This is a genomic window from Stutzerimonas sp. KH-1, from assembly GCF_054483855.1.
In genome coordinates this window covers 2,227,901-2,245,545 of the sequence record NZ_CM137011.1, presented here as the reverse complement: position 1 = coordinate 2,245,545, position 17,645 = coordinate 2,227,901, and the positions used below count along the sequence as shown (strand labels likewise).

Annotated in this window: 14 protein-coding genes; 3 read left to right on the top strand and 11 right to left on the bottom strand. The window is 59.3% G+C overall.

The window, feature by feature from the left end; genetic code table 11:
* Positions 1-3: 3 nt before the first annotated feature.
* From pglZ to ACX1DW_RS10720, 11 genes are read right to left on the bottom strand one after another with little or no spacing between them, the layout of a single operon-like run.
* Positions 4-2,502: a BREX-1 system phosphatase PglZ type A gene (gene pglZ, locus ACX1DW_RS10770; protein ID WP_020308052.1), complete on the bottom strand. Its 2,499-nt coding sequence runs from the start codon at positions 2,500-2,502 to the stop codon at positions 4-6.
* 12 nt (positions 2,503-2,514) lie between these two features.
* Positions 2,515-4,272, bottom strand: a complete 1,758-nt coding sequence (gene pglX, locus ACX1DW_RS10765; protein WP_202960947.1) for a BREX-1 system adenine-specific DNA-methyltransferase PglX — start codon at positions 4,270-4,272, stop codon at positions 2,515-2,517.
* Complete coding sequence (locus ACX1DW_RS10760; protein ID WP_020308055.1) at positions 4,265-6,367, bottom strand: ATP-binding protein; 2,103 nt, start codon at positions 6,365-6,367, stop codon at positions 4,265-4,267. The genes pglX (ACX1DW_RS10765) and ACX1DW_RS10760 overlap by 8 nt, the downstream gene beginning before the upstream one ends.
* The gene (locus tag ACX1DW_RS10755; protein WP_020308056.1) at positions 6,364-7,728 is read right to left on the bottom strand and encodes an SIR2 family protein; all 1,365 of its coding nucleotides are present in this window, start codon (positions 7,726-7,728) and stop codon (positions 6,364-6,366) included. The genes ACX1DW_RS10760 and ACX1DW_RS10755 overlap by 4 nt, the downstream gene beginning before the upstream one ends.
* Before the next feature lie 17 nt (positions 7,729-7,745).
* Entirely contained in the window at positions 7,746-8,270 is a 525-nt protein-coding gene (locus ACX1DW_RS10750; RefSeq protein ID WP_020308057.1) for a hypothetical protein, read from the bottom strand.
* Complete coding sequence (locus ACX1DW_RS10745) at positions 8,267-9,409, bottom strand: AAA family ATPase (RefSeq protein ID WP_014819599.1); 1,143 nt, start codon at positions 9,407-9,409, stop codon at positions 8,267-8,269. Before ACX1DW_RS10745 ends, ACX1DW_RS10750 begins: the two co-directional genes overlap by 4 nt.
* Positions 9,406-11,214 (bottom strand): BREX-1 system adenine-specific DNA-methyltransferase PglX, encoded by a 1,809-nt coding sequence (gene pglX, locus ACX1DW_RS10740; protein ID WP_014819600.1) that lies wholly within the window; start codon positions 11,212-11,214, stop codon positions 9,406-9,408. The genes ACX1DW_RS10745 and pglX (ACX1DW_RS10740) overlap by 4 nt, the downstream gene beginning before the upstream one ends.
* On the bottom strand, positions 11,214-14,780 hold the full coding sequence (gene brxC, locus ACX1DW_RS10735) for a BREX system P-loop protein BrxC (protein ID WP_176947249.1): 3,567 nt from the start codon (positions 14,778-14,780) through the stop codon (positions 11,214-11,216). Before brxC ends, pglX (ACX1DW_RS10740) begins: the two co-directional genes overlap by 1 nt.
* A 29-nt stretch (positions 14,781-14,809) precedes the next feature.
* Positions 14,810-15,421, bottom strand: a complete 612-nt coding sequence (locus ACX1DW_RS10730) for a DUF1788 domain-containing protein (protein WP_238537170.1) — start codon at positions 15,419-15,421, stop codon at positions 14,810-14,812.
* Positions 15,418-16,032, bottom strand: a complete 615-nt coding sequence (locus ACX1DW_RS10725; protein ID WP_003294211.1) for a DUF1819 family protein — start codon at positions 16,030-16,032, stop codon at positions 15,418-15,420. Before ACX1DW_RS10725 ends, ACX1DW_RS10730 begins: the two co-directional genes overlap by 4 nt.
* A 6-nt stretch (positions 16,033-16,038) precedes the next feature.
* Positions 16,039-16,242 carry a helix-turn-helix domain-containing protein gene (locus ACX1DW_RS10720; RefSeq protein WP_003294212.1) on the bottom strand — a complete coding sequence of 68 codons (204 nt, stop codon included), beginning with the start codon at positions 16,240-16,242 and terminating at the stop codon, positions 16,039-16,041.
* 394 nt (positions 16,243-16,636) lie between these two features.
* On the opposite strand from ACX1DW_RS10720, the gene ACX1DW_RS10715 reads away from it, so the two are divergent.
* The 3 genes from ACX1DW_RS10715 to ACX1DW_RS10705 are packed head-to-tail and all read left to right on the top strand — an operon-like array spanning position 16,637 to position 17,635.
* On the top strand, positions 16,637-17,008 hold the full coding sequence (locus tag ACX1DW_RS10715; protein WP_003294213.1) for an integrative conjugative element protein, RAQPRD family: 372 nt from the start codon (positions 16,637-16,639) through the stop codon (positions 17,006-17,008).
* Positions 17,005-17,244, top strand: coding sequence for a TIGR03758 family integrating conjugative element protein (locus ACX1DW_RS10710; RefSeq protein ID WP_003294214.1), 240 nt, complete (start codon positions 17,005-17,007; stop codon positions 17,242-17,244). Before ACX1DW_RS10715 ends, ACX1DW_RS10710 begins: the two co-directional genes overlap by 4 nt.
* A gap of 22 nt (positions 17,245-17,266) precedes the next feature.
* The gene (locus ACX1DW_RS10705; RefSeq protein WP_003294215.1) at positions 17,267-17,635 is read left to right on the top strand and encodes a TIGR03745 family integrating conjugative element membrane protein; all 369 of its coding nucleotides are present in this window, start codon (positions 17,267-17,269) and stop codon (positions 17,633-17,635) included.
* The last annotated feature ends 10 nt before the right edge of the window (positions 17,636-17,645 follow it).

Sequence of the window (17,645 nt, the reverse complement as noted above, 5' to 3'; positions counted from 1 at the left end):
CCTTTAAAAGTCGAAGTCGCTGGTAAATGAGCGCCGCATCAAGTACCGGAGCGACTTGTATTCCTTGTAATGTGAAGTCCCGGCGTGTTTTTCCTCCAGCCGTAGAATGACCTCCTGGCCGTTGGCCTCATCGGCCTTGCGGGTCAGCACGAAGCGCACCTGTAGCTCCCGCTCCCGGGGGTTGTCCGAGCTCAGGTCGAAGGTCAGATCATGGCTGTCGGAGATCAGGTCGCCTGCCTCGGTGTAGATGCCAGCCCGCAGCACACGCGGCTGGATCTTGTCCGTCACCGGCCCGGCCTGGTACATGGTCACCGCCAGTTGCCCGGAGGTAATCACCGAGCTGGCTCCACGCAGGATGTCCACTTCAACGGCGGTGACATCGCTCTGGCGCTTCTTGTTGATCTTGAGCACCGGGATCACCACTTCCTGCAGCGATGCGCCGCCATGTACAAAACGGCTCCCGGAGCCCTTCAGACGCAGGCGGTTGATCGACTTGGGAATCTGGACTTCGACCTCCCCGGAAAGACCCAGCTGTTCAGACGAGAAGCTGTGCAGGCTGGCTGACTCGGCAAGCCCCTTGCCGAGCACAAAACGCCTGTCACGGTACAGAATCACCTCACCCTTAGCCTCGACACTGGCAAAGTCGCTCTCGTCCAGCGGTCGATGTTGGTAGATGAAACCATGATCGGCGGTGACCAGAATATTGTTGGCATTCGCCGCGGTCAGTTTCTTCACCAGCCTGACGATATCGCCTAGCGTTTGCTCAGCCGCTTCAAACGCTTGCCCCTCCGAATGCATCTTGTCGCCAGTATGGTCTATGCGATTGTGGTAGATGTAGAGCACATCGTTGCTTTTCAGCAGTTCGCGGCTGCCATCCCGATCCAGCTGCATAAGGTCTTCGGCGGTAATGGCTTCACCACGGCCATTCAGTGCAGCCTGCAGGATCTTGGTGCGATTAACCGTACCCTGGGAGCTTTGCCCATCCACCAGCACGGTGCCGGTTTCGTTGTCGACAATCGCCAGTGTCTTGTTGGGCAGAAGCGCCGCCATGCCGAGCTGGGTGTAGCTGGGCAACATCGATAGCGCCGGTTCCAGTTCGGCGCTGTAACGGTCCTCCTGCCGGATCAGGCTCAGCAGCTCATCGCCGATTTCGTAGCGCATGGCATCGGAGATGATCACGCAGACCTTGTTGTCCTTGCGCAGGAACGGCCGTACCCAGCACTCGAAAAACTCCTTCTGCTTACGCACCGGGAAGGCTTCCCACTTCGATGCCGCATCCACGAAGGTCTGGAAGCGGTCGCCCAGCTTCAGCAGGTAGTTGTTGGTATAGAGGTTTTCAATCTGCTCGGTCAGGCTGCCCATCAGCGACGCCTGTCCTGACATGCGCACGTGGTAGGTGAACTTGCGGTAGAGCTGATCGAGCTGATACCAAAAGCGGCTGTAGCGCTGCACGCCTTCGGCTAGGCTGTCCATGGCAAGTTTGGCCTCGCCCAGGGCGTGGGTAAACTGGGCGGCGTAATCGACTGCCTGGTACAGATGCCGGTATTCGCGGTACCAGTGGCCTTGTCGCCGCTGTCGAACCCAGATCGCCACGTCACCGCTTGAGGCCGTGCGGGCTGCCACCGCCCGCACGAGGTCGCTGATGATCTTCTGGTCAATCAGGCGGAAATAATCCAACTCGATCAACTCGCGGAAATCCCGCTTGGCCAGATCCTGCTCAATCCCGAGCACCTCGGCGCATTCTCCCGAGAGGGTCTCGAAACCGCCTTCGAACTGACGGCTGTCCTTCCAGCGCTTGAGAAACACCAGGGCGTCGCCGGTCAGTTTCACCTGGCCAGCGGTGCCCATGGCGTAGCATGACTTGAACAGCTCGATGGCGAAGTCGCGGATGCCCGGCGCGTCGGACTTGTAGCCATAGCAGCGGGTCATCTGTTCCCAGAGGAAACCGTCCAGGCTGCACCGGCCGATCAATTTGATCTTCTCGTCCCGGCCATCGGCCAGCTCTTGCAGCAGGTTTTCCACCACCGCATCCATGCGCGGCTCGCTGCCGGTGCATACCGCCAGCATCTTTAGGCGAATCTGTCCGGCTGTGTCGTCGGCTTTCAGCAGCTTCTTGAGGGCGTCCTTGCGCTTGATCGCCTGGAAGAACTCCGCATGGGCCTGCACCACATCCGTGAACTCCAGGCCAAGCTCCAGCTCGGACAGCCAGATGGCCACCTGATCGGTGCGGAACTCGCCATGGGCCAGCTGGACGTCCAGCAGCCAGTTATCCAGATCGGCGGGCTGAGGGCCTTCGCGGTAGAGCAGGAATTTCTGTTCCGGTTGCTCGCGCAGCAGCCTGTACTTGATGCCGTACTCGTTGTTGATCAGCTCCAGCTTCTCGACGCCGGGAAGCTGAAGCGCATCGAAGTCGTCGCGCAACTCCTGCTTGGCGTCGTACCAGAAGACGATCCGGTGCCGGTCGAAGAGTTTGGTCAGGGCCTGGGCAATGCGGTTTTCCATCAATGGCGCTCCTTAATCCTCTTTCGCATCCAGGCCGACGATCTTCTTCAAGGCCGCGCCGAGTTTGGGGTAGTTGAGCTTGACGCCGTCGTCGAGGTCGATCTCCACCTGCTCGGTGGCCAGCGGGTACAGCACCTCGCGCTCGTACTCCTCCAGCTCGGCAATCATCTTGGTGATGTTCTCGATCTCCTTCAGGGCCTTGGTCTTCTCGCCCTGGGAGGCGCTGGCGCTGATGCTGACCGCCTCCAGATGGTTCTTGTGGGAGGTGAGCTTGGTGCGGAACTCGCGCAGGTAGTCGTTAAGCACCACGCTCACCGTATCCGGGCGGTAGCGGTGCATATAGATCAGCGCGTTGAAGCTGCCCTTGGGACTGGAGAACAACCAGTAGATGGGCCGCTTTTTGTAGCGCTTCACATGATCGGTGTAGAACTCGCCAAGGAAGTAGTCGCGGATGCTGTAGTTGCGCTTGCCCTTGATGTTCAGCGCCTGCTCGACGAACCGGAGGTTTTCCTCGTAGTGTTCCTCGCCAAAGGCCACGCGCAGGAACCTGCGGAATCGCTCCGCGATGTCGTCGGTGAACCAGTCGCCATCGAGCATGGGGATGACGTTGTCGTCATCGGCCGGGAAGCTCGGTTGCGGCACCTGTGCAAGGTAGTCGGCCAGTGTCTCGCCCTGGTTGGCCAGGATCAGCCCCGGCTTGTCGAGACTGTAGCGGCCGAACACGCAGCCCACGGCATAGGACACCAGCTCGCGCATGGTGTCGGCCAGCAGCAGCGCCTCCAACTCGTCCTCGCTCTTGGCGTTGCCGTAGCGGTAGTGCGGGTTGCAGGTCAGGGTGATTTCGTTGAGTGGCACCTCAGGCGTCAGCTCGTCCTGTAGGCCGTAGGCTTCGATGAAGATGCGGTTGTTTTCTTCTTCCAGACGCTGCATTTCCAGCGTCATCTCGCGCCAATTGGCGTGGAGCTTTTGGTAGCTGGCTTTGAGAGTGGGCTGGCGATGGTCGTGGAGCAGCAGCGGGAGAGCAGTGAAGTCCCACGATGCCTCATAGGAATTCCAGTCAGCCTTATGTACCTCAATCAGCCTATCAACTCTAGCTCTAATGCTTGTTTCAAGTTCTTCATCCAATTTTGGAGTGGGAACCTTGGCAACATCACCAACCGGAGAGGTAACAGTTGGGTTGATCGCTTTCAAGAAGTAGTTAAGGCACTTGCTATTGAGGTACCCCAGCTCCGTTAGTGTTCGTTCAGAGTAATAGCATGGCGAAAGATCACCTGGAATCACACCTTCTGGGTGCAACTTAAAAGCGATTTCGCCAGATGTCAGACGCGGCCAGCTGACAGCGCCCTGGAAGTATAAATCTTCACTAGGAATAATTGATCCCTCAAACTCTTTGATCTCTTTTCCATTGTCAGCCCAGTTAACGACTAAATCGAGATTGCCATACCACTTCTTGAAATCGCCGCCATTATTAAACATGAACCATTTGGCATTGCTCTCAACAGCCTCATTTCTTGGCAAGTAGCGCATTTCTGACGAATCTCTGCTGCATTCATGCCAACAGCGTATGAATCGATCTTTGGCGCCTGTTTGCAAGCCGCGCCGCGTTTTTCCAATCTCCTCTAGTCGCTCAGAAGAGAAGGCGTCTATTCCTTGTTGGGGCAGCCAATAGGCGATTGGATTTCCCGGGATTTTCGCAAAGTCTGCCGGTGAGGCCCGGAAGAAATACTTCTCCATGCCTTTCACGGACTTGCTGGCTTGGCTGTTACTCATCATCACTCTCCAAATCTTGCGCCAGCGCATTGATCTGCTGCCAGTCGTCCGTAATCGTTTTCCAATCCACACTGCGCTCGACCATCTGGTCTTTGCTGTCCTTCCCTGACCACACCGCCCAGAAATCCGGGTCGTCCGATTTCGGCCGGTGTTGCTCTGGCAGCGCGTTCATCTGCACCAGCACCGGCAGTTCCGACGCCCAGCCGAGCAGAATGGCGTGGCGGGAAGGCAGCGAGGGCAAGTCGCGCAGGAGGCCGCGCAGGTTATCGGGCACCAGCTTGTGCACCAGCTCCTGGTCGCGGTCATTGCTGATGCGGTGCAGCAGGTAGCTGTTGCACTGGGACAGCACGGTGGGCGACAGCTCGCTCGGCCGCTGCGAGGACAGCACCAAGCCCAGCCCGAACTTGCGCCCCTCACGGGCGATCTTCTCGAACACCTGGCAGCAGATAGCGGCCGAGTTCTGGTTTTCCGCGTCGTCGTGGTAGCGCTTGATGAAGGTGTGCGCCTCTTCCATCACCAGCACGGTGGGCAAGGTCTTCCCGTGGTGCAGCTTGCGATAACGCTGAAGGGCTTCCAGCGTCATGCGGGCAATCACGGCGGTGATGATGTGCACCACCTCGGCAGGCACCAACGAAAGGTCGATGACGGTGACCGAACCGTTGGATGCCTGGTTGTCGCCGATGTAGTTGCGCAGCCAGTCGTCCAGCGTGAGGTCTTGGGCGGTGCCCGAGACGATCTTCATGCGACTGTCCGACAGCAGGGTGCGGATGCGCATCTGCATGGTCTCGACGTACTCGGAGACGCCGAGCAGTTCGGCCGTGGCTTCCACGCTGCGGAGTAGCTGGTCGCCGGTAAAGGGGCGCGGCACATCGGCGTCAATGGGCAGGATGTCGGTGTCGCTGCCGCCAAAAACAGAATGCGTACTGCTCAGCTCGCCGATCAGTGAGCCGATCTCTTGAGGGGTGAAAATTGCTGGCCAATCACCTTGATGTGCCCCTAAAAGCTGAGTGATGTGCTGAATCAACTCACTAAGTGCCGTGCTTTCCGTCTGGCTGAAGCTGGCGCTATCCGCCAGGCCTTCTTTCCACTTGATCAATCGATCTCGGAAGCCCTTTGCAGGCCCGGCACCCTTCCAAGGGTTTCCCGAGTTTCTTTCAACTTGAATCGCCGATACGAGCGTGCGCAGATAGCGGCGCATCTCATGGCTGGGCGTGACTGTTGCGGTGAACACGCCGTCACGGACGGACCTCAGCGCCTGCACCAGTGTCGGGCGCTGCGTCTTGGCGCTGGCCTGGGTAAATGCCCCCCACTCGGCGCTGTTCCAGAACCACAGCGGGATTTGTAGTTGCTCCACGCCTGCGCTGGGCTCGACGGCAAACACCCGCACCTTGCTCATGTCGCGGAAGGTGTTGGCGTACTCGCCGTTAGGATCGAGCACGATGAAGCGGGCGTTGGGGTCTGCACCGCCACGGGCTTTGCGTGCCTCGTCCATCGACCAACGGATCAAGCCTGCGACCGAGCAGGATTTGCCGCTGCCGGTGTTGCCCAGCACCGCCAGATGGCGCCCGAACAGCCGGTCGGGATCGACCATTACCTTGGCGTTGGCGGCCAAGGGGCTGCTGCCGATCAACACATGGCGGTTGTCGCCAGATTCAACAATGGCGCGCAGCTGGTTTTGCGTAGGCAGCAGCACCGCATCGCCGACGGTGGGATAGCTCTCGACGCCGCGCCGGAAACGATAGGCGTCATTGCCCTTCGTGTCCTTACCCTCATAGGCCAGCACCCCCAGCGGGTTGAGACTCATCTTGCGCAGGGGATAGGGCAAGTCCACCAGGCCGAAGTCCTGCATGCCCTTGCGCTTGGGATATTGTGAACGCTCAATGGTGATCCACTCGACCTGGGCGACCAGATGCCCCTCGTCGCTGGGGATCAGCACATAGCCGTTGATACGCGGGAAGGGACGCGGCGTGCCAGTATTGAGCGCCACGCCGTCGGGCGCCTCGATGTCGATCAGCACTTTGATTTCGTCGGGGGAGACGAAGTCGATGGTGCCGATGCGCAGGGAGTCGGCATAGGCCAGGGGTGACAGGCTCATACCAGATCACTCCCATCGAACGCGCCTGCTTCGGCAACCGTGCGCTTGGCGGATGGCTGTTCGGCCCCCATGCGCTGCTTGAGCAGTTCGCTCATGCGGAAGGTGGTCTTGTCGATAGCTGGCTTGGGCAGGTAATGCTCGGTCAGGGTGGTCAGGTCTGCCAACGCGGGGCCGATCAGCAGGCTGATCTGGGAAGGCCGGCCCAATTCCTGATAGGTCTGCATGATGCGACCGAGCGGCTCGTCGTTGTACGAGATCACCACCAGATGCGTCGAGGGGATGGTGAGCATGTCGCGGATCACGCGGTTGATATGCTCGTCGCCAAAGCTGTAGCCGTAGGTCACCAATGTGCTGTTCGGGCGGCAGACGGCGGCCGCCAGATCGCGAAACAGTTCCACATAGGGGTAGTCGGCGGTTTCCCTGTCCTTGGCAGCGTTGGGGTAGATCATCAGTTGATGGGCTGTAACCGCGCCCAAGCCCGGCGCCTTCAGATAGGGCTCGACGCTCTCTGCGCCGAACGACAGGCCGATGCGGCGGATGTCCTTGCCCGTTTGCACCCAGTCCACCGAACCGTGCAACTTGGTGTAGCGCGCCACGCCCTCCAGATAGCGCGGCTCGCCGCGAATGCCAGGCGGGTTGTAGTGCATGTCCAGATCCAGCCGGGAGGAGCGGAAGATCGGCATCAGCTTGCCCAGGAACCGATCCAGCAGGTGCAGCCCGGCCAGCTCCGCGCCGGCTTCGATCAGCCGGTCGTAGTTGGTGGTGAAGATGTTCAGCCGGTCGCGCACCCCGGTGCGGCTGGCAAAGCTCATCAGGAAGGTGACCAGGGTGTTGAAGGCCTGCTCGCGTTTGTCCGCTTCGGCCGTGGCGATGCCCGCTTCGCTGCCCAGAATCGACTTGGCGAAGTCCTGCATGCCGGTTTGCAGTTCCTTGCGCAGGGCTTCTGCCTCGCTGTTCTTCTGCAGAATCTCCAGGCCACGCAGTAATTCGTTGGCAACGCGCAGCTGATCTTCCAGATTGCCCTTCTCGCGCCCAGCCTCTTCTGCTGTTTTCGCTGCTGCTTGATGGATTTCGTCCTGATGATTGCTCAGCGTCAGCGCGCCCATGCCTGCCGCGCCTTTTCCGGCGGCCAGGGAATGCACCGCGTGGGTCAAGCCCGAGCCAGCCAGCAGTGACAGGTGCTCCGACTGGAACAGCGACGTCAGCCAGGGTTCGATGCGGCTGCGCAGCTCCTTATGGCCGAAGGCTTCGCTGCTCAACCAGGAGGCTTCCGAACCTGCCTGCAGCTTGAACTTGTCGCCGTCAGCCGCGAACTGCAGCGGCATGTGGTCGTCCCGAATTTTGAGTGTGTTGATGGTCATGGCGTCCTCCCTTGGCGCTAGGCGTTTTCCGCTGGCGCGATGCGGGTCGCAGGCCATTTCGGGAAACTTTGATTCCACAGCTCGATGTTGAAAACCTGGCAGTTTTCCGCCAATCGACGTTTCCAACGCGGCATGACCTTCCCCATCGGAGGAAGCTTTTTGGCAATCTCGTCGGAGAAATTGGGCAGCAGCTCGCTGTCTTCGAATGTAACCAGGCTGATGTAGTGCACGGGTTTGTGCAGGCGCGCTTCAGCCCAGCGGTATAGGAAAGTGTCGATGAACTTGGCGGCAAAGGTGTCGCCCAGCGTGCCGCTCTTCAGCTCTGCAAAGAACTTTTCCAGACCTTCGGCTTGCGCCCTGGGGTTGCCTGGGTCCTTGACTTCGACGAAGAGAATCGCCGCCTCCAGCTCGACCACGAAATCGACGCGGTGCATCTCTGCGATACCGTGGTAGTTCGGTTGGTTTGACTTCATCTGATCGAAGACGATGGCGTCAATCGCATCGGTGAAGTCGATCTCCAGATCGCGCTCGCGCAGCTTCATTTGCCCAAGCCTCCCATCTTGCGGGCGACCTGCTCCTTGGTCAGTTCGTTGAAGGTGTCGGCGATGGCGTTCGGTTCAATGGCTCGGTAGTCGTCCATGCTGTCTCTGCGCACCTGACCGGAGTCGGCATCACGTGAAAGCACGTGGAAGCGCACCTGATCCCCCTTGCCCTTGTCCATCAGCAGATCGAACCACTTCAGCAGCACGTAGTCGTGGGTGGCGAGGATGACCTGCTGGCCGTTGCGGGCGAGTTCCAGCAGGGCCAGCACGAGATCCCTCATCAGCTTGGGGTTGAGGTTGGATTCGGGCTCGTCCCACAGCAGCGGGCCAGCCGTGCCGGGGTTGAGGCTGCCGTTGCTGAGCAGGCGTTGCAGTACACCGATCTTGCGGAAGCCCTCAGCGGTCATGGTGCTGGAAAGCAGCCGTGCCTTGGTCGGCACAAACTGCAACGCGGAGTCCTGAAAGCTCTGCGCGGCTTTTTCTGCCGAGCTGGTTTTGCCCAGCTTTTCAACGTACTCGCCGGCCTGGAAGCAGAATCGCCCTTCGTGCAGTTCGTAGCGCCCGCCGATCAGGTTGGCGAGCCGGGGCACGATGCTGGCAAAGCGCGGGTCGAGCCGGACCTTGGCATCCAGATCATCGGCGCCTTCTTTGATGAGCTGGCGGGCCAGGTCCAGATAGCCATCGTCGAAGATGCGCTCGATGGTGGGCTGATCCGGCTCCTCGGCGGTGAGGCCGCGCACCAGCGACAGCACTTCCTTGGTCGGAATGAAGATGGCTGCAGCAACGTCACCTCCGGCGCCGGTGCTGACTTTCGCCTCGACGGCGGTGCCGCTGAATCGGGCCGTTACCTCTTGTCCGAGCGAAAAGGTGGCGCTGAGCAGGGCATCCCCGCGTGTGCCGGCACGGCGCAGCTCCCCAATTTGCCCGCTCAGCGGGTGATAGAGGCGGCAGAGCTTGCGGGCGAGTTGTCCGCCGGCCTGATCCGCGCGAGCCTCCGGCCCGCACAGGGCGAGAATGGCCTTGAGCAGCTGGGTTTTGCCCGTACCGTTCTCACCGATGATGATGTTGATGCCCGGCGAGAAGTCGATGGTCAGGTCGGTGAACGCGACGAAGTTCTTGAGATGGAGGCTGCCGATCATGCCGCACTGCCTTGTGCGATAGCCTCGGCCAGCATTTCCATCTTCTCCGCCTCCGAGTTGCCATCCACCAGTCGCATGTAGGCTCCTCGGTAATCTGGCTTGTGGGCGTTTTCGAGTACGAAGGCCGTGGTCGAGACAACCTCGCCGCCGATGCTGTCGAAAGCTCGCGCGCCCAGATGCGCCATGGACAGAATGGTGTGCTGGTTCAGGATACGGCTGCGCAGCGCCTCGAATGAGGACAGGAACATCCAGCTCTGCATGGTGATCATGGCGACCGCGCCGCCTTTCACCGCAAGGTCCAGGTTGCGCTCGATGAACATCGCAAACAGGTCGGACTTGCTGTTGGGGTAGGTCTCTTTGGCCCAGGCGCTCAAGCGCCCGTTCATGCCCTTGCCGCCCATGTAAGGCGGGTTGGCCACGACCACGGCGTAGCGTGGGCTCAAGGCTTCGACCATGCGCAGCACGCTCAGCACGCGCTGATGAGTCTCCGCCAGGAACAGGTTGCCGGCCATGTCCTTGGCTTCCAACGTCGCCAGCACATCGGCCACGTTGCCCACCTTGGGCACGATCAGCGAGCCGAAGTTGTCGGCCTCGCTGAACTGCGGCAGCGTCCCACGCAGGCCGTGGGTGAACAGGTCGCGGCCAACGTGGCCCATGTATTCGTCCAGCTCTTCGCGGCTGAAACTCACCTTCTCCAGCACCGTGATGTTGGGCTTGACGCGCTTGTTGAAGAAGCGCCGCTGGCGGGCGCGGGCTTTCATGGTCAGCGCGAAGGCGGCCAGTTCCCCGGCGCGTTCGTCGAGCTCGATGCCGTACAAGTTGTGGGTGAGGATCTTTTCCGGTATCTCGGTCGGATCGTGGCCTTCTTCCTCGTAAATGGCGTAGAGCAGGTCAAAGGCGTAGGTGAGCATGTGGCCGGAACCGCACGCCGGGTCGCAGACCTTGATGTCTTCCGGGCCGCTGATCCTGAGGAAATCGGTTTCCGGTTTTTCCGGCGGGATGTAGTACTCCATCTGCTTGACCAGCTTCGAACCAGGACGGTTGAGCAGCCATAGGCGGCCCAAAGAGTTGTCCACCAGATAGCGGACTATCCAGTGCGGAGTGAACAGCTGGGTGGCGGCCGGGATGTTTTCCGGAGTGATCTTCTGGTTCTTCTTCAACCCCTCGAACACCGCGTCTTTTTTTTCCGAGATGTAGAACTGGTAGAGCCAGCCGATCACCTCGACATCCTCGCAGGCATCCGGTGTCATCGCCTCGCGGGTATAGGCGAGGATGGCGTTGCCCGAGAGCAGGTCGTCGGGCATCAGCAGTTCGGTGTAGTCGTCGATGCGCTCGAACAAAAATGGCATGGACTGGTGCCAGAAGTTGCAGGCGGCCACCAGCAGCAGGCGGTAAGCCTCGCCTTGCGGGTCTCGGCTGGGCGCTTTACCGTCGAGCAGGGCGAAGATCTGCTGCCGTGACTTTTCTGGCACCATCTCTTCGTCGATGTGCCCCATCTTGGCTTCGGCCAGAAGCTCGGGCTGAAACTGTCCTTCGGCGGGTGACACCACGCCGATGCGGGTGTAGCGGTTCACGTCCATGAAGCGCAGGGCGCAGAAGCGGTTGAACCAGATGTAGGCCACCCGCTCAATGACATGTTCCGTGCCGGTTCTCGTGATCGCCTTTTCGAGTTTTTTGATGGCGTCAAGGCTTTCACGCCGGGCGGCACTGTTCTCGGCCAGCACCAGCTTCAGCTTGGCGGATACCTGTTCAATCAGCTGGCGCCGGGCGAACTGGGCGAACTTCTTCAGTTTTCCTGTTTCCATTAGATTTGAATCCTTTTTCCCTTGCGGATTTCATCCAGCAGCGCCTCGCGCATGGATTCCAGGTAGCGTTCCACGTCGGTCTCGTCGGCCAGCCAAGCTTTGTCGAAAGAGACCTTCACCGAGCGGCTGGGCACGTACTCAATGCGCGGTTCCGGTTTGGCCGGTGACGTGGGCTTCGTACCTTCGTCCGGCGTGGCGGTCTGACCAGGTTTCGGCGCAGGCTCGGGTGTTGGTGCCGGTTGCGCCCAGGATGTCATCTGCGAAAGCAACCGCTGGTAGTCGCTTTCCTCAAACCGGCGCAGGGTGTCGCGGATGACGGCAATCAGTTTCTGGCGCTCAATGGCCGCGTTGAATTCGTTGAACGGACGGGTGATCTGCTCCTGCTGCTCGCCGTTCAGTGCGCCGAATTCAGTCATGCCGCAGAGGCGGTCTTTAAGGGCGGCGACCGTCTCCTTGGCCTTGGCAATCTCGGCCTCGATCTGGGCCGTGACCTTCTCCTGCAGGGTTTCAACTTGCATCTTCACCTGCTGCATGCGGTTGCCCTTGAAGCACTCCGGATCGGTCAAGCTGGCGACTACCTGAGCGGATTCATCGCCTTCGATGTAGGCGAAGTTGGGCTCTTGGGTTTGAACGAACTTGCGGGCGTTATCGAAGATGCCTTTCTGCGGCCCGCTCATGAACTTGCGGACAGGGTCGATGACGCTTTCTTTCATATCGAGCAGCGCATCTTCCTGGCGGGTGAGTTCGGTCAGATACCAGGTGTAGGGCTTGCCGGTCAGCTCCTTGAGCTTCTCAAGCACCGGTGTCAGCGCGTTCAGGAACGGATATTGGGATGCCTGGGCCGCCAGCGGGGTGAGCTGATGCGTGAGTTCCTGGAGCGCGGTGCCGGTTTCCTTGCCGAGTGCTTTAGCCTCACCGGCTCCGGGCGGAGCATCGAAGAAGTCCTCAAAGAACTCCTTGAGGGTGCGGACCTGTGAAGCGCTAAATTCGACCTGGGGCTCCAGCACCACATTGCCGTGGCCATGGGAGTTGCGCAACGCCCGTTCCAGCTCGTCCTCTTCCAGCAAGTTGCCGTCGGTGCGGACCTCGACCTTGCCGCGAGCGCACAGGTTGGCCAGCGTGCAAAGCACGGCGGCGTAGTACCAGCCGTAGGGTTTGCGCTCGAATTTCTCCAGCAGGTTTTTCAGCGTGGTACGCACGCCACCCCGGTTGTTACTCTGGATGAACGCCAACAGCTCCTGCTCGGATTCGGCCAGGGAGGTGGCGCCACTTCCAAACAGAGTTCCATCCTTGTTACTGAGGATGGTTTTGATCATCTCTTCCTTGTAGCTGATGCCGCGCAGCATGCGAAGGTTCGGATAGGCGCGGGAGATGAGCTCGTGGAATCCGCGCAGCACCCGGGTCTGCGCATCCTCGGAACCGATTTCGATGTCGGCACCTGCCACGAACAGCTTGGCCTTGCTCATCAGGCTCTGGACGCGCTGCTGCAGCTCGGCATACCGTTCCCGGTTCTGGAAACCCTTGTCCGTCAGGATGCGTTTGACCGCCTCTTGTTGCGTGATTGAGATGTTCTGGCGGATGTATTTCTCCGTCCGCTTGTACATCAGAATGTCGCGGATCAAGCGTTCGTCCGCTGGCAGGATCAAAAACAGTTCATCAGACTTATAAGTTGAGCTTGTGCGCAGCATTGGCTCATTTTCTGCGTGCTCATGGAACGGGCTGATGACATGGATGGCCAGCTCGTGCTCGCGCCCGTGCAGCCGATCATCGAGCTTTCTGGAGAACGGATAATCCTGGCCCTGATCTTTTGATGAAGAGGCGTCGTAACGAATCTTCCGATGCTTGATGACGTGGTCGAAAACGATCTTCTCAAGCTCGGCGGCCACGTCTGCCGACTCCACCTCGGTGTTCTTGATTTCCTGCTCGACGTCTTTTTCCTCGTCGGTCAAGTATTCGTAAAGCTCGCCATTGCGCTGCACATAGGTCTGCTGTTCCAGTAGGCTCAGGGCCTCCTCGACACGTTTTCTCAGTGCGGGCAGGTCCTGATTGAAGCCGTCCAGCATCAGCACGCACAGGTTGCGAACGGTCGGCTTGAATTCCTTGACGTACTTGACCAGGAAGAGCGTTTTCAACAGCCGGATCGCGAAGGGACCATCAAGATGGTTCTCTGCCTGGATGATGGCCCGCTGGATATTGGATTTCAGCGCGGTGCGAATGCCTTCGAACATCAGGTCGAAGGTCGCCAACTGACCGATTTCATGATCCCCGATCTGGATCGCCACCTGCTGGAACACACCCAGCATGGAGCGTTCGCCCACCGAGCTGTGTTTGCCCTCAAAGGCGTTATGCTGCGACAGATTCTGAATGGCCGACTGGAACAGCGCGAACTGGTACGGAATGAACGGATAGCTGTGAATGAAGTGATCCCGATCCTGATAATTCCGGTAGGTTTGCGAACCGTCGGCAAAGTCGAACAGGGTCTTGAAGTTGTTGGACTGCGCGTGGTAAGTGTCCGACAGAAGGCGGACGCCTTCTTCGGTTTTCATGAGCAGACGCTTCTGAATAACCTCCGCCACGTCGGCGCTGGTCAACTTCATGCGATTGGCGAACCGGGCCTGGATTTTCGAGAAGTCGTTGCCTTGCTGTTTGCCCATCTCGCCGACAACCGTCCCCATGTCCTCCTGGGCGGTCACGATGACCCATGCGCGGCCGCGGCATTTGGTTGCCATGCTCTCGGCGATGGTCTGGAGGTTGGTCATCAGCTTGACGTTTTCAGCGATGTACTGACCGACCTCATCGACAAAGAAGTTCAGGCGGAAATCGGGCGATTGCCGCTCGATATATGCATGCACCTGTTCGGCAAAATCTTCGATGGAGACACGGTATTGGCTGCGGTATTTATCGAGTATCCCCATGGCCGATGCCTCGTCACCACCGGTTGCCTGGGCATAGGCTTTGGCAATGTTTTTCGCTTCAAGCAGGGCCTGCTCGCGGCCCTTTTGCCATGTTCTGCCCGCTGCGGATTCATAGGCCGACTTGAACTGTTCATAGAGGCCACGACTGTCGAGGTCGCGCTCAAACTGGGCGATGTGCCCTTGTTTGCCGTAGTACCCGCACATCTCGTCAAAGACCTTGACGAAGACAGCGAGGAGCGCATCGAGCTGAGTCTTGCTGATGACGTCCGCTTTCTGGTCAATGTTGAACAGAATGCTTTTCGACGGGATGGCGACCGCTCGCTTGAGATCGCCGCGCAGGATTTCATTGTCGCCACACTTGGGCAGGAACAGGTCAAGAGCCGAGGCCCCGTCGATCTGCCGGTTTTCGAGCAAGAGCGCCAGCATCTTCAACAGGTGGGATTTACCTGACCCGAAGAAGCCGGAAACCCAAACGCCATTGGCGCCTTCATAGTTGTTGTAGGCATCTAGAAAGGACTCAAGTCGCTTTTCGACTTCGTTGGTCAGAACATATTCTTCAATTTCGAGGCGAAGACTGGCCTCATCGTCAGCTTTGATGACCCCTTCAATCGGGCGGTCAACCGGCTTGTGAAAAATGGTCTTAAGAGTCATCACGCTTCCCTCAGCTCTTTTCATCAAAATCAGGCTTCGCAGTGAAAGATGTTGAATGCCCGGTAGTACTTGTCGTCATGCAGCCTTCCGAAGAGATCGAGCGATGCTCCGGACTCCAGAGAGTGGGTATAGGCTCCCGGGAAAAACATGACCGTCGGCTTTTCTTTCGCGGTGCTCTGCAAATTGTTCAAAACGTTGTGCGAGCGGATGTAGGGGAACACCTCGCCAACGCCGGATAGAAAAAGAACCTCGAAATCCGTGCTTGCCAGCTTGGCTGCGATGGCCGGAACAAGATGCGCTTCTGGGTCCAGCACACCTTGCAACAGTTCCTTTAGCTGCTCTTTTGAGACAGAATCCTCCATCTCGACAATCTGGTCCCAGATGTCACGCTCTTTAAGGATTGCTATTGAAAGGTCATACAGATTGATCTCCAGAATCCGAACACCGGCCTGCTCAAGGCGATTGATCAGCTGACGCTGGAGCCGCTCCATTTCGACGGACTCTTCCGGTTTGAAGGGACAGATGAAGAACGGGACCTCGTTACCGAGACCTTGCTTATTGAGAAAACGTTGGCCCGAGATCACAGCAAAGAGATGCTGAAATCTGTCCTGCATCGGCATTCTGGCTATATCTGCTGTCACCGCTTCATCCCCTTCACATCGGATTCAAATGCAGGGAAGTACAAAACATCCCTGCGGCTGCCTTGATGGATCAGATCCAACAGTCTCGGACTGGGCATGGCCGCATGTATCATGTTGTTGGCCGTTAGGAGATCGGCCTCGCGAAGTATCTTGAACAAGACCTGGCGCAATTTGCTTCGCGTCGCCGGGGTGATCTCATCCAGTTCTAAATGCCACTCGGATTTCCGGTTGAAGAAGGAATCAAAATCCTCGTGGGTCAGATCACTTTTCAGTGTGATGTATCGCTCTCGAAGCACTTCGACGGCAAAATCAGCGATGAATCTGTACCGACGGCAAACGGCGAGCCACAGGAGATAGGCCTGCTCTTGATGGCTGGCCTCAACAAGGAATTCAAGTTCGCCTTGAGTCAGCGCCCTAAGCCGAGAGACAACTTCGCGGCAGACTCGCTTGAGCGTATTCAGTGTTCTTGTCTGCAGTAAATTTTCTGCGATGACCTTGTCTCGAACAGAGTTCCAGTCGCCAAGATCAAGATACAGCGCGGCCAGCTTCACCGATTCGCGGTGAAAGAGACTGCCCGTTGTAAATGACATGCTGTATCTGTCGTTACTCATTCTTGGTCAGGATTCCTTTTTGTGATGTTCGGCAGCGCCACCGGCCTTCACCCATTCGTCCACCTCATCCTTCTTGAACTTCCAGAGGCGGCCCATGCGATGCGCGGGCATTTCATGTTTATCAATCCACTTGTACACGGTGTCATTGCTGACCCCGAGGTACTTGCAAATTTCACTTATCGATAACCAGCGGTCTTCCATCTCGGCCATTCCTCAAGCTCCTCGTGGGCGATTGGGGTTAAACCATGCGCTCGCCAGAGGCGAAGTAAGGGAGAGCAGGCGCAGTTCTCCCAGTTAAACCGCCTGAAAATATACCAGCCGGCAGACCGATGGCAAACGATCTTTGCCGATTAAAGCCGATTATCCGCTAACAGGGTCGATGCCAGGCGCCTGGTCCGAGCCGGCTTCCAGCGTCGATGCGCGGCATCCCGTAGGTTCAGGCAGGAATGAAGTGCGTCCGCACAGCACCGCCGCCATCACCACTGGTACGCCGCTACGCCAACCATCGAGGCAAATCGGGTGCACCGCCCGTTCCGATTCTTTGCGGCACACCCCGGCCCCACGCCGCAGCATCCCGCCATCCAGACGACTGCGGAACGGCGTGATGACATCCCTTGGCAACCCGACGACCCCTTGCCGCCGTGTGCCGGCCCTGGCCTTGGCGCTGATCATCGCGCTGGCCGGCGCATCGCCCGCATCGGCCGGCGATGCCACCGCTGAACACGAGCAACTGGCGGCCCTCGTCCGCCAGCTCAACCTGATCGACCGCCTCGCCGAGCACGCCGCCAATACCGCGCCGCAGGAACGCACCCGCTACCACTTCGACTACGCCCGACTGCGTGCCGACCTGAACCGCGTTCGCGCCGGCCTGCAGGACTACCTCGTGCCCCAGCGCGCCCAGCCGCGCGATCCCGTCCCGCTGGCCGGCGACTACGTCCGCCGCGACCGCGCCGACGACGAGGAGCCGTCGCCATGACGCCCTCTGCCGATCAGGTCGCCGCCTTCCAGGCCAACGGCGGCTTTGCGCCTTCGGCCGTCGCTGCCGTGGTGCTGGGCTTCGTGTTCGCCGTGTTGCTGCTGTGGGGCGTGTGGGCTATGCGCACCGCCTACGTCGGCTGGGCCGAGCACCGCATCACTGAACGTCAGTTCCTCGCCGTCGTCGTGCGCTTCGTGGCGATGTACCTGGTGCTGACCTTCTTCCTCCTCTCCTGACCGTCACGAAGGGCCATACGCCATGAACACTCCAACGACATCCCATCGCATTCCGTCCCGCATCGCCGCTCCGCTGCTGCCGCTGGCGCTCGCGGGCCTGCCGCTGTCGGCCTTCGCGCAGGGCCTGCCGACCATGGAGGACCCTTCGCGCGGCCAGGGCAGCGGCATCCTGCAGACCTTGCAGAACTACGGCTACGACATCGTGCTGCTGATCGCGCTGCTCGTGGTCGCATCGATGTTCGTCGGTGTCTGCTATCACGCCTACACGCGCTACTCGGAGATCCACACCGGCCGCGCCACCTGGGGCCAGTTCGGCCTGACGGTCGCCGTGGGCGCGATCCTCCTGGTGGTCGGCATCTGGCTGCTCACCAAGGCCACCGGCGTGCTGTGAGGGCGGCAAG

Bases quoted from the DNA above. Each gene is read 5' to 3' on its own strand.
- ACX1DW_RS10750 (WP_020308057.1), bottom strand. From the start codon at position 8,270: ATGAAGCTGCGCGAGCGCGATCTGGAGATCGACTTCACCGATGCGATT.
- ACX1DW_RS10715 (WP_003294213.1), top strand. From the start codon at position 16,637: ATGACATCCCTTGGCAACCCGACGACCCCTTGCCGCCGTGTGCCGGCC.
- ACX1DW_RS10760 (WP_020308055.1), bottom strand. From the start codon at position 6,367: ATGAGCCTGTCACCCCTGGCCTATGCCGACTCCCTGCGCATCGGCACC.
- pglX (WP_202960947.1), bottom strand. From the start codon at position 4,272: ATGAGTAACAGCCAAGCCAGCAAGTCCGTGAAAGGCATGGAGAAGTAT.
- pglX (WP_014819600.1), bottom strand. From the start codon at position 11,214: ATGGAAACAGGAAAACTGAAGAAGTTCGCCCAGTTCGCCCGGCGCCAG.
- brxC (WP_176947249.1), bottom strand. From the start codon at position 14,780: ATGACTCTTAAGACCATTTTTCACAAGCCGGTTGACCGCCCGATTGAA.
- ACX1DW_RS10710 (WP_003294214.1), top strand. From the start codon at position 17,005: ATGACGCCCTCTGCCGATCAGGTCGCCGCCTTCCAGGCCAACGGCGGC.
- ACX1DW_RS10745 (WP_014819599.1), bottom strand. From the start codon at position 9,409: ATGATCGGCAGCCTCCATCTCAAGAACTTCGTCGCGTTCACCGACCTG.
- ACX1DW_RS10725 (WP_003294211.1), bottom strand. From the start codon at position 16,032: ATGAGTAACGACAGATACAGCATGTCATTTACAACGGGCAGTCTCTTT.
- ACX1DW_RS10705 (WP_003294215.1), top strand. From the start codon at position 17,267: ATGAACACTCCAACGACATCCCATCGCATTCCGTCCCGCATCGCCGCT.
- ACX1DW_RS10720 (WP_003294212.1), bottom strand. From the start codon at position 16,242: ATGGCCGAGATGGAAGACCGCTGGTTATCGATAAGTGAAATTTGCAAG.
- pglZ (WP_020308052.1), bottom strand. From the start codon at position 2,502: ATGGAAAACCGCATTGCCCAGGCCCTGACCAAACTCTTCGACCGGCAC.
- ACX1DW_RS10755 (WP_020308056.1), bottom strand. From the start codon at position 7,728: ATGACCATCAACACACTCAAAATTCGGGACGACCACATGCCGCTGCAG.